Consider the following 21401-nt stretch of genomic DNA (forward strand, 5'->3'; position numbering starts at 1 on the left):
AGGTGATAATATGACTGAAAGAGAGCGTGAAATACTTTCTTTAATACTAAATAATCCAATGATTTCACAAAATGAAATTGCAGATTTACTTGGGATTTCAAGATCAGGTGTCGCTGCTCATATATTTAATTTAACTAAAAAAGGTTATATCGAAGGTAGAGGTTATATCATTAAAGAATCTGACTTCGTGTCTATTATAGGCGGAATAAACATGGATATATTAGGAATTTCTTTAGATAGTTTAATACTAAACAATTCTAATCCGGGAAAAATATCTTTTGCTTTAGGTGGCGCGGGTAGAAATATTTCGCTCGGTTTAACAAAATTAAATGTGCCTAATTATTTCATTTCAGTTCATGGTGATGATTTAAATGGCGATAAATTCAAACAAGATTCACAAAAAAATGGGATGAATATCCAATATGTAAAAGAACTTCCGAATGAGCGTACATCAACATATCTTTATATAGATGATCAAAAAGGGAATCGAGCAGTCGGCATTGACGACATGGATATCTACGAAAAAATCAATTCAGAATTTTTAAAAGATAAGATTGATATTATTAATAACTCCAGATACTGTATTATTGATACTAATTTGACAACCGAAGCTATTGACTGGATTTACGAACACTGTAAAGTTCCGATATTCGTTAAAACGGTGTCAGAAAACAAAAATTATAAGTTGCTGAGTCAACTAAATAAGGTCAACACTTTAATAACAACACCAAATGAGTTAAAAGGGATCATAAGAGTCCTTACAGATTCTGAACTTAGTTTAAATAAGTCCCTTGATTTATTACTCAATAATGGTGTTGGTAATATCCTTGTCTATTCGCCAGATGATGGCTTGTACTTTAAAAATAACGAAGAACTTTTTCATATTCATAAAAAAAGTGACAAGGCTATCAATAAAACAGGAGCCAGTGCTTCTCTTACATCTGCCCTTGTTTGGGCTCTTACAAAAAATTTCACTTGGAAAGATAGTCTTCACTATGCCTACGCTGCAGCTGCGATCAGCATAGAGAGTCCTTTTCCCATCAGTGAAGATCTATCAACAGATACCTTGGTAACAACACATACCCTCCTATTTGGTTAAAAAAATAAAAGCACCACTTTACCTTTTCGTAAAGTGGTGCTTTTATTTATCCTATATTCTTTAAAGCATCGAATATCATTTTCCAAAATTTCTCATGATCTAAATCAACGGCTACTTGTGTATGACAATTTTCTGGAATAGGGTATCTAAAATCAGTTACCGTCATTCCTTTTGTTAAACTACCATACAACTCAATATCAACTGGAACAGATTTTGTTGTCATTACTGTCGGATCGATAAGGTATGCTATCGTACATGGATCATGCACTGGAGGGGAATCAAACCCTTGACTTTTTTTATACATTATTCCAAAAAATTCTAATAATTCATCTACAAATTTTGCAGGAATCGTATCAATCTCTTTAATTTTATCACGTACCTCAGGTGTAGCAAGTGCTTGATGTGTTAAATCTAGCCCCACCATTGTGACTTTCCAAGGTGCATTAAATACGATATGAGCGGCTTCTGGATCTATGATAATATTAAATTCCGCTACAGCACTCCAATTTCCAGTATGATAACCACCACCCATTAGCACGACTTCCTGAACTCTATCAATAATTTTAGGCTCTTTTCTGATAGCCATTGCAATATTTGTTAGACCACCTGTCGGACAAAGCGTCACTGTCCCTGCCGGCTCATTCATAACCGTCTCTATAATAAGGTCTACTGCATGCTTATCACACATCTCCACAACAGGTTTTGGAAGCTCAGGACCATCTAAACCTGAATCACCATGAATACTTTCGGCAACTTCAATTTCTTTTACTAAAGGACGTTCACAACCAGCTGCAATAGGAACATCTATCATCTTGATCATAGTACTTACTGACCTTGCGTTGTATGTCACTTTTTCTAACGTTTGGTTCCCTACAACAGTTGTCACTGCTAAAAGTTCTATTTCCGGATTCCCATGAGCTAAAATCATAGCAATCGCATCATCGTGCCCCGGATCACAATCTAAAATAATTTTTCTTACCATTCAAATGACCTCTTTCTATAATTGTTTGCGTTTACAAAAATGATTATACACTACAAAACTAAACAAATCTATAATTATATAAATATAAGTTTATATAATTGTGGAATGTATTTTGCTATTTACTAAATGCATTCTATATTTGAGATGCTTTCTCAATAAAATCAGTCTCATAATTTTTATATTGTAAAAAAAAGCCCTGATTTATCAGGGCTTTTTTAATCAATAATTTATTTAAAAGCTAGCTGTTATCATCTAAAAAGATTTCTTATACAAAAGATGCTCTTTTAAAATTGATTCATCTGCTACATTAGGGTGATCAAATTTACTAATATATTCCATCCCTATTCTTTTCATAACTTGTTCTGAGGGTTTGTTGACAGTTGCTGTGAAACTATAAATCACCTCAGCACCTAATTTTTCACTTGCGTATTCAAGAACTCTGTTCGCGCCTTCCACTGCATACCCTTTATGCCAATACTCTTTTAATAATCGCCAACCTATTTCGATTTCCCCTTCTATGTTAGAGTCAAAATTAATTTTCAGCAGCCCCATTATACCAATCATTTCACTCGTCTCTTTTATTTCCACCGCCCACAAAGAATAACCATTTTCCTCATCATGCTTTTTTATTTTTTGAATGAAATTTTTTGACTCATCCTCTGTTAAAGTTGATGGGAAATAAGCCATCACTTCTGGGTCACTGTTCATTTGATTGATAGTAGGTAAATCGTCTTGTTCAATGTTTCTAAAACCTAATCTAAACGATTCAAATATATAATTTTTCATAAAGCACCACCTTATTTTTAATAGTAAATAATCCACTATTTCTATTTATCATATAAATTTCAACTTTATAATAACATAAAATCAAATTTAAATATTTTTGGCTAAGAAGATTAAATTATTAAAATTTGAGTTCATATGAGACAAAAAGAAAAAGCCCTAATTTCTCAGGACTTTTTGCGCTATATAGATAGTTAAGACTATTTACGACGCATTTCTTTGATACGAGCAGCTTTACCGTGTAATTCGCGGATGTAGTAAAGTTTAGCACGACGCACTTTACCTTGACGGATTACTTCGATTTCAGCAACACGTGGTGTGTGGATTGGGAAAATACGTTCAACACCAACACCACCAGAAATTTTACGAACTGTATAAGTTTCGCTAATTCCAGCACCTTGACGTTTGATTACGATACCTTCAAATAATTGGATACGTTCACGAGTACCCTCAACAACTTTAGCGTGAACACGGACAGTATCTCCTGAGCGGAAATCTGGGATATCACTACGTAATTGTTCTTTTGTAATTGCTTCGATTAATGGATTCATTTTATCTTTCTCCTTATTCCAAACATTCTATATGGATTTATGTGACCACAGCGGAATGTCGTAATAGTTGAGCACTTTTGCACTCAAAAAATGGTTTACAATAGCTTAGAACCAATGTAAAGTTTTAATTCTTGACATCCACCTAACCGAATTCAAACATAATACACCAAAGATAAATGTAGCAATTTGCATATTAATAAAATAGGTTAAAACAGCTAATACAAGATAGAAAATGCTATAGGTGATATGTGAGTTATTCTTCTTCATTTTAAGACTTCCTCAATTTTTTTTGGGAATTAAATGAATATTGGCAATACAAAATAATAAAATAGTAAAAATCATAAAAGCAATTAAGCGAATTAAGACATTAGACATGTCAAAGCTTGTTGTAGTCCAATTATTTGCCAGCTCCGTTCTAAAAGAGTTAAAAGGAACAAAATCTGATATTTTTTTCATTACTCCGGTAAAATCAAAGCCACCTATTGTACCTGTAAAAATCGCAATTCCAAAATATGCTACCATAGCAATCCCTTGAACAGCATTGAATCCTTTAAAAAACCACGCAATAGTGAATGCTAAAAAATAAAAGGAAATAGTTAATATTAACATCCCGCAAATCATTAAAACTACCGCGGCTATACTAGGAACCGGCAAAGGAAGAACAATTTGTAGCACCAGAAAATAGATGATACAAATCCCACTGACTAAGAAAAGGATCGAAATAAATTTTGCAATCATTTGTTTCAGCTTCGTATAACCAAATAAAGAAAATCGTGTAGAGATTCCATCTTCAATATCTTTAGCAAAAGCTATCGTAAAAGGCAACATAACTAAGCCCAAAGGTATCATCGGTAGACATATTGAAAAAATTGTCTCTGAAAGTACTTTATTTCGCCCTGCATCATTGGAAGCATGATAACCACCAATAGCTAAAACTAATGGTAATAACCCTCCGACGATCATTCCTATACTGTATCCAAATGTATTTTTCAATTCAAATTTGATATAATGTTTCATCTTAATTCTCCTAACACTTTTTACTTTGACTAATAGCATTCAAATAAATAAGTTCAATATTGTCATTTGAAATGGAGAATTTTTTACCTAAGCTAGCTAACTCTTTAATCCCTTCTTGTTCTTCCATTTTATTGGCAAAAGAGAAAGCCTGCTTCCCTTTGTCACTGACAATTTGGATTCCTGTTGGAAGAGCAAGCTTCTCTTCGTCTCCTTCAACAATAACTGTTGAGTAACCAATATATTTTTTAAATAACTCCCCAGTTCCCCCAAAATCGACTAAGCAACCTTTATCAATAATTAGTAATTTATTGGCCAATTTTTCAATTTCATCGAAATAATGTGTTACTAATAATAGTGTGGCATCTTTTCCTGAATACCACTCTTGAATTTTTTCCATTAATCTACTACGTGCTTCAAAATCCAAACCTGCTGTCATTTCATCAAAACAAGTCAGAGGTGCATCCTGATATAAAACCATTATTAGTGTTAATCTTTGCTTTTGTCCCCCAGATAATTGTGTTACTTTTTTCTTTAGCATACTTTGAAAACTAAAAAATTCAATTAACCCCCTTAACTTTTCATCTTTTTTTAGTTTGGTTTTCAGTAACCCTTCCATAATCGTTTGGCAAGTTAAAATATTTGGATATGGATTTTCTTGCAGATGAACAGCTATACTTTTTGGCTTTTCTATCTGTCCCATATAAGCTACTTGATTCGTAAGAGCTTTTATCAATGTTGATTTCCCCGCACCATTAGCACCTATAATGCCAATAATTTCATTTTCTTTAATATTTATTTCACCATGAATATTCAATGCAGTAAAATCCTTATACTTAACTTGAAGATTTTTAATTTTTAACATCGTTTTTCCCCTATCATATCTAGTACATTATGATTTGTCTCTCTTGATTTTTTTCAAATAGTTGTTTAAATCTCTGGCAATTAATTTATTCTGAAAGATTATGACAATGTATGTAACAAAATAGACAACTGCTATACTTAAAATTAAATTAGCGAGACTTTGGACACTATAATTTGCAATATACAAAATACAGACAAAAAGAGTTGTTGCAGTATAATGAATCAATAAAGAAAGCAAAAAGCTAATTTTTTCAACCTCAAAAATGCTGGTCGTAACTCCTGCAAATATAGAAATCAAAAAAACCATTGTGATCGTTTTATTGGTCACAGTCGTTGAACCATTGAAATAAATAAGAGCTAAATAAATAAATGAGCCTATACCTAAACCTGATGATATTTTTGCACGCCATTCCATTTTCGTATCCTCCATTATTTTCTTTAGAACTTTTTAGGTGGCAAACAACTAGTTAAGTATCATGGAGCAACTAAATGCATACTACCTCACTTTGTACTATGAGTACATATTCAAATACACAAGCGGTCATTTCAAATACACAAGCGGTCTAATTACTAATATTTTGTAATGTTTTTTTTACATTCGCTACATAACGTCTGCTGACAATCAATTTTTCATTTCCTACTATTTCCAAAGTCAAATTCCCATTTTTTTGTGCAATAAAAGCCTTGATATACAAAGAATTTGCAACTGTACTCTTCGAGATTTGCACAAATTCATTCGGCAAGATTTTACTAAAATTTGAAAGAGAATCCTTTGTTATTAGTGTGCTATTTTTTGTATATAAAAATATTCGTCTCTCCAAATACTCTATATATAGAATATCCGAAATTTTTAGTTGAATAAATTCCTCTGAATCAATGTTTTGTGCAACAATCGTGTAATTACTTTCCTCTAAGAAGCTGATTGCTTTTTCTATTGAAGGTGTCACTTCAAAAATGTTAAATATTGCTGATTCCTTAATATCTAGTTTTTCTAAAATTTTATTGATCACAATTTTCATTATTAGGTCATTCCTTTCTATAGTGCACTTAAGTTAAAGCTTTAAGGGGAGAAACATAGTTTCTATCAGTATAAAATAAAACAAAAATATTTTCTCTAGCTTTTTATCACAAAAAATAATATAACAACGTTTCAAACACTCGAGGATATTATTGGTGGAAAATGGAAACCATCAATTATTTGTTTTCTCGTTCAAGGTACAAAAAAAACTAGTGAACTTCAACGATGCATCGCCAAAATCACTCAAAAAGTTCTGATTCAACAACTAAGAGAATTAGAAAAAGATGGGATAGTCAATCGCACTGTATTTAATCAACTACCACCTAAAGTAGAATACAGTATAACAGAATATTGTCTTACTCTAAATTCTATCATTGATAGGATGTGCGCTTGGGGAAAAGATAATATCGCATTCATAAAAAAACAAGGTGAAGATATTGAACTTATTGAGAAAAACTATCATTTTAAATAATTAGTTTTTTATAGACTATTAACTTATTTTATTTATTCTTCGAAAAAAAGAGCAAGATTTTTAGATTCAAAATCTTGCTCTAGTGTCATGATTCAAGTAAACGATAATTCACTTGCTACTACTATTTAATTTTCTAAATTCGATCATAGACAAGCTTTTTTCTGAATATAATCGGACATTTTCGTTCTTTAAGCTTGTTAGCAATTCAAAGTCTGTTACAAACCGTTTAGAGCCAATTAATACCATTAATTCTAAATCATTTTTTCTTTCCAAATCATTCGATGATCTTCTACTGTCATCAGCTACTCACCCTTTCATTTGTAAAAAGTACTTTGGCTTGTCCATCTTACACATGCACCAGCTGTACAGGCTTTTCTCTGTATTTGGTAGACTCATCCTCTAACCTACTAAATAGAGGCATCGTTTTGGTATTTTAGGAATTCTTTTTGTCGTCAATTTTCCCTATGATTTCCACCTATTTTTAGACAAAAAGAAAAAGCCCTGATTTCTCAGGACTTTTTGCGCTATATAGATAGTTAAGACTATTTACGACGCATTTCTTTGATACGAGCAGCTTTACCGTGTAATTCGCGGATGTAGTAAAGTTTAGCACGACGCACTTTACCTTGACGGATTACTTCGATTTCAGCAACACGTGGAGTGTGGATTGGGAAAGTACGTTCAACACCAACACCACCAGAAATTTTACGAACTGTATAAGTTTCGCTAATTCCAGCACCTTGACGTTTGATTACGATACCTTCAAATAATTGGATACGTTCACGAGTACCCTCAACAACTTTAGCGTGAACACGGACAGTATCTCCTGGGCGGAAATCTGGGATATCACTACGTAATTGTTCTTTTGTAATTGCTTCGATTAATGGATTCATTTTATCTTTCTCCTTATTCCAAACATTCTATATGGATTTATGTGACCACAGCGGAATGTCGTAATAGTTGAGCACTTTTGCACTCAAAAAATAGTTTACCATAGCTTAGAACCGATGTAAAGTTTTAATTCTTGACATCCACTATTTTTAGCTATTATTTTTCAATGATTCTTCTTGTTTCACCTCAGCTAAAAGCTTAAGCATTTCTTTAGTCATCTCTACTTGATCTAACATTTCAGGTCGTCGTTGATAAGTTCGGCGTAGGGATTCTTTCAATTGCCACTCAGCAATTAGTTTATGATTACCATTACGTAAGACCTCAGGGACTTCCATCCCATTGTAATCAGCTGGACGGGTGTACTGAGGATGCTCTAATAAACCAGTTGAATGAGAATCGGTTATCGCAGACTGTTCGTTTCCTAAGACATCAGGTAACAAACGAACAGTCGCATCAATCATCACCATCGCCCCCAACTCACCACCAGTTAACACATAGTCCCCAAGCGAAACCTCATCTGTAACCACACTACGAATCCGTTCATCATAGCCTTCATAATGACCACAGATAAAGACAAGATGTTCCTCTTTTGAAAATTCTTCTGCCATTTTTTGATCAAATTTTTTACCAGCAGGGTCTAACAAAATCACTCGTTTTGTAGTTTCAGGTGTCTCACGTGTAATCTGTTTCATCGCACCATCTATTGGCTGGACTTTTAATAACATACCAGCCCCCCCACCATAAGGGTAATCATCTACGTTTTGATGTTTATTATCAGAAAAGTCGCGAAAGTTCATAACATTAACATTTAATAACTCTTTTTCGATTGCCTTACCTAAGATAGATTCAGTTAACGGCCCCTCAAACATTCTTGGAAAAAGCGTCAAGACATCAATTCGCATCGTCAATTAGTCCTTCAGGAATTTCAACGATGACTTGTCCGTTTTCTAAGTCTATCTCTTTAACGACTGATTCGATATATGGAATCAATACATCTTTAGCTCCTTGACGTTGAATGACCCACACATCATTTGCCCCTGGTGATAATATTTCTTTAATTTTACCAAGTTCTGAGCCATTCTCTTCTATAACCTTTAATCCGATAATTTCATGGTAGTAAAATTCATTTTCAGGTAATTCTTGTAATTCTGTTGCAGCAATCTTTAAAATGCCATCGCGATATTTTTCGATATCATTAATACTTGGGTGTCCCTCAAAACTCACAATATCAAAATTTTTATGTTTACGGTGTGACTTAATCGTTAAGGTAATCGGTGCTTTTTTATCTTGGAATAGATGTAATACTTGACCTTTTTTGTAACGTTCTTCTGCAAAGTCAGTTTTTGAAATAACACGGACTTCCCCTTTTAGACCTTGGGTATTGACAATCTTTCCAACATTATAAAATTCTATCATAATCTTCTCCTCTGATTCATATAAATTCTGTTCATATTGTATCATTACAAGACTAATTTTACCATAGTTCTTATGGCTTTAACTCACGCTAGTAGACCTAGGCGACCTCGATTGATTGCCTTCTTTGGCTAAGCCTTGATTGTTTAAAATAAAAAAAAGCCTCGGAGGCCATGGCAACCGAGAACTTCTTATTTTCCATCTAATATGTTTAAACGAACCTTTTTAGTTCCTTCTAGACGTACACTATAAACAAGCGTTCTAATAGCTTTCGCTACGCGACCTTGCTTACCAATAATACGACCAATATCGTCAGGATGTACGCTAAGATTGTACTCCATGAAGTCATCAGACTCCACGATAGCCAACTCAACATGATCGGGATGACTGACTAATGGACTAACAATGGTTAAAACCAATTCTTTCACATCTGTCATTTTTCAACCCACCTTATTTTTTAGCGAATTTAGCTTCATGATGTTTTTTCATAACGCCTTCAGTTGAAAGGATGTTACGAACAGTATCTGAAGGTTGAGCACCTTTTGATAACCAATCTAAAACTAAGTCTTCTTTTAAAGAAACTTCAGCAGGATCTTTTAAAGGGTTGTATGTACCAACTGTTTCGATGAAACGTCCATCACGAGGAGAACGAGAATCTGCTACAACAATACGGTAGAACGGGCTTTTTTTAGAACCCATGCGTTTTAAACGAATTTTAACTGACATTTTTAAATACACCTCCATTAACTTATTACATACGTTAGTTTACCAGTTTTTTAAAAGCTTGTAAAGTGTTTTTTCTTTACACCTTTATTTTTTTTGCCTTTTTTTATTGAAAAGCTGTTATTAAGGGATTTATAAACTTATTTCAACCATTTTTTTATTAGAAAAATACGGTTATTTTAATGAAAAAAGCCAAGATTAATTAAAAATCTTGGCTTTTTTGTTATTTATTTTTTCTTTTTACGCGCTTTTTTCTTTTTACCTTTAGTATGTTGTTTCATCATTTTGTTCATTGCCATCTTACCCATCTTACCTTTGATACCAGTTCCAAACATTTGATCCATACCTGCAGGCATCTTGCCTTTAGTTAGTTGTTGCATCATCTTACGTGATTCGTTAAATTGCTTAATCATACGGTTAACTTCAACAACACTGTTACCAGACCCTGCTGCGATTCTACGTCGGCGACTAGGGTTTAATAGATCAGGATTTTCACGCTCGGCTGGTGTCATTGAATAGACAATCGCTTTCTTGCGTTCGACATCTTTTGGATCAACCTTAACTTGATCAATCCCTGGCATATTACTCATACCTGGAATCATTTTCAATAGATCTTCAATCGGGCCCATCCCCATTACTTGATCTAGTTGTTCGATAAAGTCATTAAAATCAAACGTATTTTCTTTCATTTTTGTGGCTAATTCTTCGGCTTTTTTCTCATCGTAATCTTGTTGAGCTTTTTCAATTAGGGTTAGCATATCCCCCATACCTAAGATACGACTAGACATTCTATCTGGATGGAAGACTTCAATATCCGTTAACTTTTCGCCAGTTCCGACAAATTTAATCGGTTTACCTGTCACTGCTCTGATTGAAAGTGCCGCACCCCCACGAGAGTCACCATCTAATTTGGTCACAACGACCCCTGTAATATCTAATTGTTCATTAAAGCTATCCGCTACCGTAACGGCATCTTGTCCGGTCATACCATCAACCACTAACAGAATTTCATCTGGATTGGCTAATTCTTTAATATCTTTTAACTCACCCATCAAATGTTCATCAATATGTAAACGACCGGCCGTGTCAATAAAGACGTAGTCATTTTTATTAGCATATGCCTGTTCTAGACCTTGGCGAACAATTTCAACTGGACTAACATCCGTTCCCAATTCAAAGACAGGTGCATCAATTTGTTGTCCTAATACTTTTAATTGTTCAATTGCTGCTGGACGATAGACATCACCTGCGATTAATAAAGGTCTGGCGTTCTCTGTTTTTTGTAAATGCTGAGCTAACTTCCCAACAAATGTTGTTTTACCTGCCCCTTGTAACCCTGACATCATGATGATTGTCGGAATTTTTGGTGATTTATTTATTCCTACCATCTCTGTTCCTAAGGTTGCAGTTAACTCTTCGTCAACAATTTTAACAATTTGTTGTGCCGGTGTTAAACTTTCTAAAACCTCAATCCCTACCGCACGATCACTAACGCGTTTCGTAAAGTCTTTAACAACCTTAAAGTTAACATCGGCCTCTAATAACGCTAGACGAATCTCACGCATCATTTCTTTTACATCTGCCTCGGTTACTTTTCCTTTACGACGTAATTTGCTCATCGCATTCTGTAAGCGATCAGTTAAACTTTCAAATGCCATATTTTCTCTTCCCCTATTCTTCTATCTCTTGAATCGCTGTCATTAAGTCACGCAACTCTTGATCTTCTGGATATTTTTCAGTAATATGTTGATTCATTTTTTTTAAAAGGTCTTGACGAACAATAAAATTAGAATACATATGCAATTTTCGTTCATAATTTTCTAAAATTTTCTCTGTTCGTTTAATATTATCATAAACTGCTTGGCGACTAACCTCATACTCTTCTGATATTTCACTCAGTGAAAAATCATCAGCGTAATACAGTTCAATATAATTCATTTGTTTTTCAGTTAACAAAGTGGAGTAGAATTCAAATAACGCATTCATGCGATTTGTTTTTTCTATAGCCAATCTAATCCCTCCTTCGTTTTAGATATGGAAAGTCACTTATCTTTCTCTTATCAAAATTACCTAATACAGATAAGTCCCATCAAGTAATATATTATATCATACTTTTAACTATTTTTAATAGCCTTTCCAAATAAGACTAGTAATTAACTTTTAGCTATGGTATACTTCATTCATGCGATAAGCCGACCCGAACTCTATTTAAGAGTTCCCCTCTATCGGTAACACTTTGTGGAAGGTGTGATAGAGGCTAAAAAGAGCAGCTAACTTTTAGTTAGCTGCTCTTTTTTTATTTGGTTAAGTTCATATCTGACTTGTTTGCCAATTCGCTCAATTGTATAGAGTGCTGGTAGTTGTGACGTAATATTCGCTTCACCATACTGTTCTTTATTTATATAATAAGCAAGATTAACATCTGACAATTTAGCTATCGTCGAATTAGAGCTGTTGGTAATCGAGATAATTTTAACATTTTTACTTTTCATCTGATGAATCGTCCGAATGAGTTCCTGATTTTCACCATCTACTGACAAGATCACCAAACAAGACTTATGAGTCAATGTTTCAGATAAATACCCCAAAGGATGATTCATCAAATCCTCAATATGTAATGACAATAAAAATAAGGATGAAAAATACATCGCGCCATACTGAGCCATCACTTTAGATGCCCCTACCCCTAAAAAAATCACCATTTCTGCTTCTTTAACAATCTCAACACCTTGGTTAATTCCATCTTGATAAGTTGCTTGAGTCGTCCGTTGTAAAAAATCGATATAAGTTGATTCATCCGCCCTATCAACCAAAATAGTATCTTGAGTGTCGTGAAATAACCGCAACTTCACCCTAAACTCTGCAAACCCTGCACAATTAAATTTACGGCAAAAACGTAAGATGGTAGTGGTACTATAGTGAACCACCTCAGCTAATTCTCTCACCCGCATATAGATAACGCTTTCAATATTAGCGGAAATATAATTATAAATATCAAACTCTGTATCTGTTAATTCAACTTCGTGTTCCAAAAATAACATTTTATCATCCCCTTGAATATTCATCATAATATTATCATGTAACGACTTGTTACACAATAGTAACAAGTTCCTTCCCATAAAATAATTGCCATCTTTTTGAAATCGCTATCAAAAATCCTCTAAAAGATTATAATGAATTATGTTAAGGGAGACTTAGCACAGAAAAATATATGGGGGTTTAACTATGCAAGGACTTATGAATTGGTTAGAAAAGTACATTATACCGGTTGCAACTAAAATAGGAAATCAAAAGCATTTAATTGCTTTAAGGGATGCTTTTATTGGGACAATGCCTGCAACAATGGCAGGCTCGATTGCTGTACTATTGAATGCTTTTTTACGAGATTTTCCAACTAACTGGGGATGGACAGGTGTTGTTAAAGCAATGGAGCCGATTGTAGCAGTTAACGGCTTTATCTATACCGGAAGCTTAGCAATTGTTGCTGTTATTTTTTCAATTAGTTTAGGCTATAATTTGGCCAAAGCTTATCATGTCGATCCATTGGCTGGAGCAGTTGTATCAATCGCGGCTTTTATTATGGGATTAACACAAACCGCTGAAACTAGCCTAACACTTAGTCAAAAATTACCGGCTAATGTTATTTCTTTAATTGAAGAAGCTGGTGGAACAGTCACAGATGGCACAACTATTGGCGCAAAAGCTTGGGGATTCTTTAACTTTGGGACTCACATGGGTGGTTCCGGGCTATTTACAGCCATTATTTTTGGTTTCATTTCAGTTATTATCTTTTCAAAATTAATGAAAGCAAATATTACGATCAAAATGCCTGATTCAGTCCCACCTGCTGTTTCAAAAGCATTCGCTGCTATTATTCCAGCTTGTGTGGCTTTATATACAGCCGGCATCATCAATTATGGCTTTGCTACCCTTACAGGGATGCCAATGATCGATTGGATTACTGATACGATTCAACAACCATTATTACATCTATCTCAAGGGTTTGGTTCAGTTGTCTTAGTCGTCTTCTTAATTCACTTATTATGGTTCTTCGGAATACATGGTGATAACGTCATGGCACCTGTCTTATCAACCATTTGGGGAAATGCTATGAATCAAAATATGAATGCCTTTCAAAGTGGTGCTGAAATTCCTTACAAATGGGTATCAGGAACGTTCAATGCCTTTGTTTGGCCTGGTGGATCTGGTGCTACTTTAATGTTAGTGGCAGCAATCTTGGTCTTTTCAAAACGTGCTGATCAATTGACCGTTGCTAAATTAAGTTTAGCTCCTGGCTTGTTCAACATCAATGAACCTGTTATGTTCGGGATGCCAATCGTTTTAAATCCACTTTATATGATTCCTGTAATTTTAGTACCTTGTGTGACAGCGGGGATTACTTATTTCGCTACTATGACGGATCTAGTTAAACCAGTAGTGGTAAGTGTTATTTGGGTAATGCCACCTATTATTAATGGATTCTTAGCTACCGGGGGTGATTGGCATTCGATTATCCTATCCATTGTTAATTTATTTGTTGGTTTCTTATTATGGACACCGTTTGTCTTAGCTGCTAATAAAATGAATTTAGAAGAAAATAATTAGAAAAATGACTGATCCGTTACAAAATGGATCAGTCATTTTTCATTTAGTTTAATTTGGTTAATAATTTTTGGATCATTTCATGGGCTTCTTTTGCAATCGCAAAATCAGTTTCGACCATTCTTGGTAGGGGCAAGCGAGCCTGTCCAATCTTTAATCCATCTAAACTTAAAATATACTTCATGACATCATATAAATTGCCTTGGCAAGATACCATTTTGAAGATAATCTTATTGATGTCATTTTGTAAGTCTAAAGCCTCTCTCATTTGACTATGACGAATGTATCGGTCCAATGTCAGATAAGCTTGAGGCATAACGCCGTATGTCCCACCGATTCCTGCATCAGCTCCCATCGAACGACCACCTAAGAACTGTTCATCTGGCCCATTAAAAATTATTAATTCTTTGTTACTTTCTAATTTAAAAGTATTAATATCTAAAACCGGCATAGAAGAATTTTTGACACCAATCACTTGTTCGTGTGCCAACATCTTATTCAGTAACGTCACAGAAAGAGCATAACCCGTTGTTTGTGGAATATTATAAATAATAAAATCAAGATCTGTTGCTTCAACCATACTTGTCCAATAATTTTCAATAGCATCCTCAGGCAAAACAAAATAGATTGGTGGAATAGCTGCAAGCGCGTCAACTCCAAGGTTTTCTGCATGTTTTGCCAACTCAAGACTATCACGTGTTGAAGGCGCTGCTATGTGAGCGATAATTGTCATCTTACCACCGACGGCTTTCATTACATTTTCTAAGACTATCTTACGTTCATTGACCGTTTGATAGATACATTCTCCTGAACTTCCCCCCACGTATAACCCTTTGACTCCAACTTCAAGGTAGTGAGTTGCCAACATTTGAATCCGCTCAGGACTAACCTCCCCTTCTTCATCGTAACATGCGTAAAAAGCTGGAATAATGCCTTTATATTTTTCTAAGTCTCTCATTTTTATTACTCCTTTTATATATCAATTTTAGATAACATTTTCGTCACTTCCACCTGTAATAACATCAATCGTTCTATCCATCTTCAGGCTGTAATCGGGATTTTCTAAAAGTAAGGTTGTCATAATATCTATTAAGTACATCATCGAAAACTGAGAGTTTATAAAACGCTTACTTTTGACAAATGTATTATGGTAGCTAACTAATGAACAGTCACTTACCTTGGCCAAAGAACTCTGGCTAAAGCTCGTTAACGTCACGATTTTAGCCCCTGCTTTTTTAGCAAGACAAATTGATTCAAGAACTTCAGCCGTTTCTCCTGAAGTTGAGATGCCAATAACTAAGTCTGTTTGTGTGACGATTGAACTACTAATGATCATAAAATGTGGATCCGTTATTGCGGTAACATTTAACCCCATTCTTAACAAGCGATGAGTTAATTCTGTCGCGGTAAACCCAGAACTCCCAACACCAAAGATTAAGATGCGATCGGCTGATGTTAGCCAAGATACCACTTCTTCAATCTCACTTTTTTTAGTCATTTTCCGAGTGTTTTCAATGGCTTTAAGATAAAAATTATAAACCATGTCCGCACTTTCTGTTGTTTCTTCTTGCACTTTATTGTGTTGACTCGAAGCGTTGATCTTAATTTTTAAATCAACAAAACTCTCACAGTCAATTTTTTTTACAAAGCGAGTGATTGTCGCTGGAGAGGATTCAGTTAGACGTGCTAACTCTGAAGTATTAATATTTTTCATGGTGTCACTATTGCGTAGTAAATATGTGGCAATTTGTTTTTCTTTTTCTGAAAATTGTGGGAATTGCGCTTGAATATCTTCTAAAATACTCACTTTTTCACCTACTGTATCTGTTGTTTATTAAAGTGGTATAAAGCCCCCAACATTCCCGCATCATTTTTGTTTTCCGCAAATTCAATACGAGTTTTATTAAAAATAGGACTAATCAACTGGGCTGTTACACTTTCTTTAATTTTAACATGTAACGTCCCTTTTTGTGACATTATTCCCCCTCCTAAGACGATTATTTCTGGATTAAACAAATAAATCAACATCACCAATCCGGTACTTAACTGTGTAATAAACTCATCAATCGCCTGTTGACAGAATCTATTTCCTTTTTGTGCTAAATCAAATATTTCTTTCCCATTTTCATATTGTTTAATGTCATCTAATTCATTGGCTCTTTTTATAAGTGCGCTTGTCGAAGCTGAATTTTGAAAATAGTCACCTGCTACTGGCAAATACCCAATTTCACCTGCTGTAAAACCGACCCCTTTAACAAGTTGATTATTTAATAAGATTGCCCCACCTACACCTGTTCCAATCGTCAAACAAACAGCCGATTGACAGCCTTTGGCTGCACCCTTCCAAGATTCTGCTAAACACGCAGCATTCACATCATTTTCAACTTCACAAGGAAGGCCAAACATTCCTTCTAAGTTTTTTTTCAATTCAGTCCCTGTATAATTAGGAATGGTGTAACCAGAGTAAATAACCGTTCCTGTTTGACTATTAATCACACCCGCACTGGCAATGGCTATCCCAATGACTTGCTCTTCCCTTAAAATGATACCAGTCATTTCTATGACTATTTCTAAGATACTTTGTTCCTCAGACCTTGTTGGCCGTGAGGGATAACTTCTAACTTTCTGACCATTTTGTTCATATACAGCTGCTTTAATCCCAGTTCCTCCTATATCAAAACACAATACCCTAGACATTTATTCACCTACTTTTTAGTTTTAAATTAATCTACTTATTGTTTAAAATAGCTCAGGTCATAAACGCTTATTCCTATTTTTAAAAAATAAGCCGTCAACCCTACTGTTAACGGCTTATTTACTGGTAATCTTTTAATTTAAAATAACAGATTTTTTAGTATTTTCATCAATAATACGATTACCATTTTCAGCAAATGAATTCAAAGCCTCTTGAGCCGTTTTTTCTCCCGTATAGACAGCTTGTAATTCTGGGAAAAAGGCATTTCTAAGCTCTACATAGCCTGGGGTATTGTTTGAGAAGTTAATAATATTTTCAGAGTTATCTTGATAGGCTTTAAGATATGGCATATCCTCTGCAAATTCTGTTGCAACAGAATCACGTACAGGTAAAGCGTTCTTAGATGCTTTAACTAGTTCTTTGTCAGTCGAATAGAATTTAACAAAATCTTTAGCCGCTTTGATACGAGCCTCATCTCCTGAGTCAAAAACAACGGAGCTAGTGACATAAGTAAATGAGACAGGTTGGTCTTTTCCTGGAATATTAGCTAGACGCATATCAAAAGGAGCTACTTTTCCACTAGCCATATCTGATTTTATACCATTAAATAAGACACTATTAGTGAAGTTAATCGCTGTTTGTTTATTTTGGAACATTGCATTGACGTCATTACTTGATAATGTTTCCACCCCTTTAGTTGTCAAGCCATCTTTTCGCATGTCATCTAAAAATTCTAAGGCTTTGACGCCAGTTTCATCATTCACATTGATTTTCCCATCTTTATCAAAGAATTGGTTACCAAACATTCTTAAATAAGACATGTTCCAAGTATCTCCCTGATTATTTTTAGCAAATAAGCCGAAAGGAGCAACCTCTTGATTAGTTTCTTTTAATTTTTTACTAATCACTTTTAAATCATCTGAAGACCAATTCGCAATCTCATATTCTGGTGCCATATACTTTTCCAAACCGGCTTCTTTGAACATCTCAGCATTGTATGACAAGGTTCCTGGGTTATGGGCAAATGGATAAAAATAAGTTTTGTCATTTATTTGGACGTTTTCCCAAATAGATTTTGGGATATCTTTTTGAGATTTTTCATCAATAATATCATCAAGCGGTGCTAATACTCCCATATGAGCGTATTCACTTAAAGCAAAGCTAGAATCAAAAAACATATCAGGCAACTCTTTAGTTTGGACAGCAACACTTAACTTGTCGGCACGCTGTTCGCCAGGAATTACTTGTACGTTAACATGAACATTAGGATTTTTTTCTTCATAACGTTTTGCCGCTTCCTTAAAGAAACTATCATAGTCAGCTTTTTCTTCCTTATCGTCAAGAACGCCTTTCCACTGAGGTGTTAGCCACATCTCTAATGTAATAGCCTCTTGATCTTTTCCTGTAGCCGATTTTTTATTTTCTCCTTTGCCACACGCACCTAATAATAAAACAGATGTTGTTAACGCTAAGGCACTCATCATTACTTTATTTCTTCTCTTCATCTTCCAACACTCTCCCATTTTGTTATTTATTCTTTCACAGCTCCCGCTGCAATTCCTTTAGTAAAATATTTTTGGAACATAATAAATATAAGAATCATTGGCATAGCTGCGACAGCCGCCCCGGCTACCTTTAATCCCATATTAGGATTAATCTCTTGCATTAGCCCAGCTACCCCTACTGTTAACGTATTCATTTCCTTACTTCTAGCCATCAATAACTGCCATAAATAATCATTCCAAAACGTCACAAAATTTAAAATAAATAAAGCGCCAATCCCTGGTTTGGCAATCGGTAACATCAGTTTCCAAAAAATCGTCCATTCAGAAGCACCATCTAATTTAGCTGATTCACGAATAGAATTAGGGATCGATTCAAAGAATGATTTCAACATAAAAACACCGAAGCAAGTTGCCAAATTAGGAATAATCAAGGCTTGATACGTATCCACCCAATCAAAAGCTACAACTAACTTAAACAATGGCACAATAAAGGTTTCTTTGGGAATCATTAAAGAACCGATGAATAAAGCAAATAAAATATTTTTCCCTTTAAAGTGCAACTTGGCAAAGGCATAGGCTGCCAAAGCTGAAAATATAACGCTTAAAGTGGTGGTGACGAAAGAGACAAAGAAACTATTAAATGTCCAACGAAGAGCCGGTTGATTATTAAATAATTCTTTATAATTGTCTAAATACATCGTCTTAGGTAAAATATCTGGTGGCATTTTATAAATATCTGTTGAGGGTTTAAGTGAGTTTGTAATCAACCAAAATAAAGGTAATAAGCTACAAATTGCTAAAATCGTAACTAAAATAGTAATAACTAAATCCATCTTTTCCATGCGTGCTAATCGTTTAAAAAGCTTCATAATTCCCCCTCCTACCTTTCTTTGCCAAATGCTTTAAATTGTGGCACTGATAATAATAAGGCAATCACAAACATAATGACTCCCACAGCTGCTGCAACTCCAGTATTATTGTAAACAAAAGCATTTTGATATAAATAATACATCATCGTGACAGAAGCATTGTTAGGTCCGCCTCCGGTTAGTAACTGGATAACTACGAATATTTTTAACACTGCAATAATATTAATGACAGTCAAATATAAGGTAGTTGGTCGAACTAAAGGAATCAATATTTTATGGATGCGTTGCCATCTTGTAGCACCATCAATTTGGGCTGCTTCAAAATAATCTTCAGGAATCCCAATCATCGATGCTATATAGAGAATAATTGACTGTCCCACATTTCCGACGAAGGTTACAAAAATAATCACTGGCATCACCCAGGTCTTACTTCCTAACAAATTGACATTTTCAGCTCCCATATTGCCCAGTAAATACGAAATTAAGCCGTTAGCTGGATTTAACAAAAAATTCCATATCATACTCATGACCACCATTGAAACCATCACTGGCAAATAAAAACTCCCGCGAATAAAAGAAATATATTTCGCACTTTTATCATATACGGCTGTAGCAACAAATAACCCAAAAATAATTGTTAGAAAAACAATCGCAATCACAAAAATGACAGTATTTAAAATTGATTTTAAAAAAACTGGATCTGCCATCAATTGCTTATAATTGTCCAAGCCTATAAATTGCTCACCGTGATAAGAGGCTCTAAAAAAACTCATTCTAAACCCTTCAAAAACTGGATAAATTATAAATACTAAAAATAAGAGTAGCTGTGGCGCAATAAACAAGTAACCCGAATATGGATTTTCAATGCCTCTAAACTTCTTTTTACTCTTTTTATTTTCCAAGGTATCTCACTCCTTATGTCTTAAGCTTCTTCCTGCAATGCGTTAACAAATCGTTTAGCAATTTCTTGTGGTCTAGTAATCGCTCCGCCACTTACAATACAATGACAACCTAAAGCTAACGCTTCTTTTGCTTTTTCTGGTGTATCTATCTTTCCTTCAGCAATAACTGGAACAGTCGCCGTTTTTAATACTTCTTTCATTTGTTCAAAATCGTTCTTGGCAATATTTTCACCTTTGGTTTCTTCAGTATAGCCATATAATGTGGTGCCTATAAAATCAAATCCTAGCGAGTTAGCATAGCTTATATCTTTTAATGTAGCAGTATCTGCCATCAGCAATGTTTCTGGATATTCTTCACGGATTATTTTAACAATTTCTTCCAATTTTTCATCCTTTGGCCGGCGGCGTTGTGTGCCATCCATTGCAATAATTGGGACGCCAGTAGCAGCTATTTGCCTAACTTCTTTAAGTGTAGGCGTAATAAATACATCTGATTCCTCATAGACTGATTTGATAATGCCAATTACAGGTAATTCAACTGTATCCATGATTGCCTGTACATCTACTACTGAGTTAGCCCTTATACCAACTGCTCCAGCTTCCTTAGCTGCTCGAGCCATTCGTGCCATAATAAAGGAGCTATGTAACGGCTCGTTTTCTAAAGCTTGGCAAGAGACAACTAAACCACCTTTTAGTTGCTTACTAATATCTTCTTTCTTCACCATCTTTTTCCCTCCAAATAAATTTTTTAACTGCGAGCCAATCTGCCAATTCAAATAAATTTTTGATGCAACTAAGTCTAATCTTATGATAATAATTTCATCAAGCATTTAATGATAGCGCTTCCAAAATTAAGTTTAATCTATAAAAATAATTTTTACAAGTGTATTATCGTGAAATTTTTTTCCTCCGAATCTTTTAAAATCTGTCTAGTCCTATGACAAAATAAATGTATATTTTACTTTTGTAGGCGTTTCAAGGTTATAGACTACTTTTTTTATTTAAAAACTTTTTTTAT

General features: G+C 34.5%; 27 protein-coding genes. 3 read left to right on the forward strand and 24 right to left on the reverse strand.

What is annotated here, in order from left to right:
• Nucleotides 1-10: 10 nt before the first annotated feature.
• Nucleotides 11-1099 carry a PfkB family carbohydrate kinase gene (locus OL234_RS06185; RefSeq protein ID WP_275468376.1) on the forward strand — a complete coding sequence of 363 codons (1089 nt, stop codon included), beginning with the start codon at nt 11-13 and terminating at the stop codon, nt 1097-1099.
• Between the two features lie 46 nt (nt 1100-1145).
• Here the strand turns inward: OL234_RS06185 and uriH are convergent, their stop codons facing one another.
• The 8 genes from uriH to OL234_RS06225 form a co-directional block, all read right to left on the reverse strand.
• On the reverse strand, nt 1146-2081 hold the full coding sequence (gene uriH / locus OL234_RS06190; protein WP_275468377.1) for a uridine-preferring nucleoside hydrolase UriH: 936 nt from the start codon (nt 2079-2081) through the stop codon (nt 1146-1148).
• Nucleotides 2082-2333: 252 nt separating this feature from the next.
• Complete coding sequence (locus OL234_RS06195; protein WP_275468378.1) at nt 2334-2867, reverse strand: GNAT family N-acetyltransferase; 534 nt, start codon at nt 2865-2867, stop codon at nt 2334-2336.
• Nucleotides 2868-3064: 197 nt separating this feature from the next.
• Nucleotides 3065-3415, reverse strand: coding sequence for a 50S ribosomal protein L19 (gene rplS, locus OL234_RS06200; protein WP_275468379.1), 351 nt, complete (start codon nt 3413-3415; stop codon nt 3065-3067).
• Nucleotides 3416-3520: 105 nt separating this feature from the next.
• A complete protein-coding gene (locus OL234_RS06205) occupies nt 3521-3682 on the reverse strand; it encodes a hypothetical protein (RefSeq protein WP_275468380.1) in 162 nt (53 codons plus the stop codon).
• Between the two features lie 12 nt (nt 3683-3694).
• A complete protein-coding gene (locus OL234_RS06210) occupies nt 3695-4432 on the reverse strand; it encodes an ABC transporter permease (protein ID WP_275468381.1) in 738 nt (245 codons plus the stop codon).
• A gap of 10 nt (nt 4433-4442) precedes the next feature.
• The gene (locus OL234_RS06215) at nt 4443-5294 is read right to left on the reverse strand and encodes an ATP-binding cassette domain-containing protein (RefSeq protein ID WP_275468382.1); all 852 of its coding nucleotides are present in this window, start codon (nt 5292-5294) and stop codon (nt 4443-4445) included.
• 27 nt (nt 5295-5321) lie between these two features.
• Complete coding sequence (locus OL234_RS06220) at nt 5322-5708, reverse strand: DUF3021 family protein (RefSeq protein ID WP_275468383.1); 387 nt, start codon at nt 5706-5708, stop codon at nt 5322-5324.
• A gap of 148 nt (nt 5709-5856) precedes the next feature.
• On the reverse strand, nt 5857-6312 hold the full coding sequence (locus tag OL234_RS06225) for a LytTR family DNA-binding domain-containing protein (protein ID WP_275468384.1): 456 nt from the start codon (nt 6310-6312) through the stop codon (nt 5857-5859).
• Between the two features lie 150 nt (nt 6313-6462).
• Here OL234_RS06225 and OL234_RS06230 point away from each other — a divergent pair, with 150 nt between their 5' ends.
• The gene (locus OL234_RS06230; protein WP_367618562.1) at nt 6463-6783 is read left to right on the forward strand and encodes a winged helix-turn-helix transcriptional regulator; all 321 of its coding nucleotides are present in this window, start codon (nt 6463-6465) and stop codon (nt 6781-6783) included.
• 108 nt (nt 6784-6891) lie between these two features.
• Here the strand turns inward: OL234_RS06230 and OL234_RS06235 are convergent, their stop codons facing one another.
• The 9 genes from OL234_RS06235 to OL234_RS06275 all read right to left on the reverse strand — a co-directional run bounded on the left by OL234_RS06235 (nt 6892) and on the right by OL234_RS06275 (nt 12908).
• Entirely contained in the window at nt 6892-7056 is a 165-nt protein-coding gene (locus tag OL234_RS06235) for a hypothetical protein (protein WP_275468385.1), read from the reverse strand.
• A 269-nt stretch (nt 7057-7325) separates the two neighbouring features.
• Nucleotides 7326-7676, reverse strand: a complete 351-nt coding sequence (gene rplS, locus OL234_RS06240) for a 50S ribosomal protein L19 (RefSeq protein ID WP_275468386.1) — start codon at nt 7674-7676, stop codon at nt 7326-7328.
• A gap of 147 nt (nt 7677-7823) precedes the next feature.
• Nucleotides 7824-8576 (reverse strand): tRNA (guanosine(37)-N1)-methyltransferase TrmD, encoded by a 753-nt coding sequence (trmD, locus tag OL234_RS06245; protein WP_275468387.1) that lies wholly within the window; start codon nt 8574-8576, stop codon nt 7824-7826.
• Entirely contained in the window at nt 8566-9090 is a 525-nt protein-coding gene (gene rimM, locus OL234_RS06250; protein ID WP_275468388.1) for a ribosome maturation factor RimM, read from the reverse strand. The genes trmD and rimM overlap by 11 nt, the downstream gene beginning before the upstream one ends.
• 188 nt (nt 9091-9278) lie before the next feature.
• Nucleotides 9279-9524, reverse strand: a complete 246-nt coding sequence (locus tag OL234_RS06255) for a KH domain-containing protein (protein ID WP_275468389.1) — start codon at nt 9522-9524, stop codon at nt 9279-9281.
• Nucleotides 9525-9537: 13 nt separating this feature from the next.
• A complete protein-coding gene (gene rpsP, locus OL234_RS06260; RefSeq protein ID WP_275468390.1) occupies nt 9538-9813 on the reverse strand; it encodes a 30S ribosomal protein S16 in 276 nt (91 codons plus the stop codon).
• A gap of 224 nt (nt 9814-10037) precedes the next feature.
• On the reverse strand, nt 10038-11468 hold the full coding sequence (gene ffh, locus OL234_RS06265; RefSeq protein WP_275468391.1) for a signal recognition particle protein: 1431 nt from the start codon (nt 11466-11468) through the stop codon (nt 10038-10040).
• A gap of 13 nt (nt 11469-11481) precedes the next feature.
• On the reverse strand, nt 11482-11820 hold the full coding sequence (locus OL234_RS06270) for a putative DNA-binding protein (RefSeq protein WP_275468392.1): 339 nt from the start codon (nt 11818-11820) through the stop codon (nt 11482-11484).
• A gap of 260 nt (nt 11821-12080) precedes the next feature.
• A complete protein-coding gene (locus OL234_RS06275; protein ID WP_275468393.1) occupies nt 12081-12908 on the reverse strand; it encodes a MurR/RpiR family transcriptional regulator in 828 nt (275 codons plus the stop codon).
• A gap of 127 nt (nt 12909-13035) precedes the next feature.
• Here OL234_RS06275 and OL234_RS06280 point away from each other — a divergent pair, with 127 nt between their 5' ends.
• Nucleotides 13036-14415: a PTS sugar transporter subunit IIC gene (locus OL234_RS06280; protein ID WP_275468394.1), complete on the forward strand. Its 1380-nt coding sequence runs from the start codon at nt 13036-13038 to the stop codon at nt 14413-14415.
• 43 nt (nt 14416-14458) lie between these two features.
• On the opposite strand, the gene OL234_RS06285 is transcribed toward OL234_RS06280, so the two are convergent.
• The 7 genes from OL234_RS06285 to OL234_RS06315 all read right to left on the reverse strand — a co-directional run bounded on the left by OL234_RS06285 (nt 14459) and on the right by OL234_RS06315 (nt 21108).
• Nucleotides 14459-15370 carry a dihydrodipicolinate synthase family protein gene (locus tag OL234_RS06285; protein ID WP_275468395.1) on the reverse strand — a complete coding sequence of 304 codons (912 nt, stop codon included), beginning with the start codon at nt 15368-15370 and terminating at the stop codon, nt 14459-14461.
• 27 nt (nt 15371-15397) lie between these two features.
• On the reverse strand, nt 15398-16219 hold the full coding sequence (locus tag OL234_RS06290) for a MurR/RpiR family transcriptional regulator (protein WP_275468396.1): 822 nt from the start codon (nt 16217-16219) through the stop codon (nt 15398-15400).
• An 8-nt stretch (nt 16220-16227) separates the two neighbouring features.
• Nucleotides 16228-17109, reverse strand: coding sequence for an ROK family protein (locus tag OL234_RS06295; protein WP_275468397.1), 882 nt, complete (start codon nt 17107-17109; stop codon nt 16228-16230).
• 132 nt (nt 17110-17241) lie between these two features.
• Complete coding sequence (locus OL234_RS06300; protein WP_275468398.1) at nt 17242-18612, reverse strand: ABC transporter substrate-binding protein; 1371 nt, start codon at nt 18610-18612, stop codon at nt 17242-17244.
• 26 nt (nt 18613-18638) lie between these two features.
• On the reverse strand, nt 18639-19481 hold the full coding sequence (locus OL234_RS06305) for a carbohydrate ABC transporter permease (protein ID WP_275468399.1): 843 nt from the start codon (nt 19479-19481) through the stop codon (nt 18639-18641).
• Nucleotides 19482-19492: 11 nt separating this feature from the next.
• Nucleotides 19493-20383, reverse strand: a complete 891-nt coding sequence (locus OL234_RS06310) for a carbohydrate ABC transporter permease (protein WP_275468400.1) — start codon at nt 20381-20383, stop codon at nt 19493-19495.
• Between the two features lie 20 nt (nt 20384-20403).
• Nucleotides 20404-21108 carry an N-acetylmannosamine-6-phosphate 2-epimerase gene (locus tag OL234_RS06315; protein ID WP_275470307.1) on the reverse strand — a complete coding sequence of 235 codons (705 nt, stop codon included), beginning with the start codon at nt 21106-21108 and terminating at the stop codon, nt 20404-20406.
• Nucleotides 21109-21401: the final 293 nt, after the last annotated feature.

It is taken from the genome of Vagococcus intermedius (assembly GCF_029144185.1).
In the GTDB taxonomy this organism is placed as follows: domain Bacteria; phylum Bacillota; class Bacilli; order Lactobacillales; family Vagococcaceae; genus Vagococcus_D; species Vagococcus_D intermedius.

What these genes read in the sequence shown, in the direction of transcription:
- OL234_RS06185 (WP_275468376.1), top strand. Translation starts at nt 11, where the DNA reads ATGACTGAAAGAGAGCGTGAAATACTTTCTTTAATACTAAATAATCCA.
- uriH (WP_275468377.1), bottom strand. Translation starts at nt 2,081, where the DNA reads ATGGTAAGAAAAATTATTTTAGATTGTGATCCGGGGCACGATGATGCG.
- rimM (WP_275468388.1), bottom strand. Translation starts at nt 9,090, where the DNA reads ATGATAGAATTTTATAATGTTGGAAAGATTGTCAATACCCAAGGTCTA.
- OL234_RS06220 (WP_275468383.1), bottom strand. Translation starts at nt 5,708, where the DNA reads ATGGAATGGCGTGCAAAAATATCATCAGGTTTAGGTATAGGCTCATTT.
- rplS (WP_275468386.1), bottom strand. Translation starts at nt 7,676, where the DNA reads ATGAATCCATTAATCGAAGCAATTACAAAAGAACAATTACGTAGTGAT.
- rplS (WP_275468379.1), bottom strand. Translation starts at nt 3,415, where the DNA reads ATGAATCCATTAATCGAAGCAATTACAAAAGAACAATTACGTAGTGAT.
- OL234_RS06305 (WP_275468399.1), bottom strand. Translation starts at nt 19,481, where the DNA reads ATGAAGCTTTTTAAACGATTAGCACGCATGGAAAAGATGGATTTAGTT.
- OL234_RS06300 (WP_275468398.1), bottom strand. Translation starts at nt 18,612, where the DNA reads ATGAAGAGAAGAAATAAAGTAATGATGAGTGCCTTAGCGTTAACAACA.
- OL234_RS06210 (WP_275468381.1), bottom strand. Translation starts at nt 4,432, where the DNA reads ATGAAACATTATATCAAATTTGAATTGAAAAATACATTTGGATACAGT.
- trmD (WP_275468387.1), bottom strand. Translation starts at nt 8,576, where the DNA reads ATGCGAATTGATGTCTTGACGCTTTTTCCAAGAATGTTTGAGGGGCCG.
- OL234_RS06205 (WP_275468380.1), bottom strand. Translation starts at nt 3,682, where the DNA reads ATGAAGAAGAATAACTCACATATCACCTATAGCATTTTCTATCTTGTA.
- OL234_RS06195 (WP_275468378.1), bottom strand. Translation starts at nt 2,867, where the DNA reads ATGAAAAATTATATATTTGAATCGTTTAGATTAGGTTTTAGAAACATT.
- OL234_RS06225 (WP_275468384.1), bottom strand. Translation starts at nt 6,312, where the DNA reads ATGAAAATTGTGATCAATAAAATTTTAGAAAAACTAGATATTAAGGAA.
- OL234_RS06315 (WP_275470307.1), bottom strand. Translation starts at nt 21,108, where the DNA reads ATGGTGAAGAAAGAAGATATTAGTAAGCAACTAAAAGGTGGTTTAGTT.
- OL234_RS06215 (WP_275468382.1), bottom strand. Translation starts at nt 5,294, where the DNA reads ATGTTAAAAATTAAAAATCTTCAAGTTAAGTATAAGGATTTTACTGCA.
- rpsP (WP_275468390.1), bottom strand. Translation starts at nt 9,813, where the DNA reads ATGTCAGTTAAAATTCGTTTAAAACGCATGGGTTCTAAAAAAAGCCCG.
- ffh (WP_275468391.1), bottom strand. Translation starts at nt 11,468, where the DNA reads ATGGCATTTGAAAGTTTAACTGATCGCTTACAGAATGCGATGAGCAAA.
- OL234_RS06295 (WP_275468397.1), bottom strand. Translation starts at nt 17,109, where the DNA reads ATGTCTAGGGTATTGTGTTTTGATATAGGAGGAACTGGGATTAAAGCA.
- OL234_RS06280 (WP_275468394.1), top strand. Translation starts at nt 13,036, where the DNA reads ATGCAAGGACTTATGAATTGGTTAGAAAAGTACATTATACCGGTTGCA.
- OL234_RS06255 (WP_275468389.1), bottom strand. Translation starts at nt 9,524, where the DNA reads ATGACAGATGTGAAAGAATTGGTTTTAACCATTGTTAGTCCATTAGTC.
- OL234_RS06285 (WP_275468395.1), bottom strand. Translation starts at nt 15,370, where the DNA reads ATGAGAGACTTAGAAAAATATAAAGGCATTATTCCAGCTTTTTACGCA.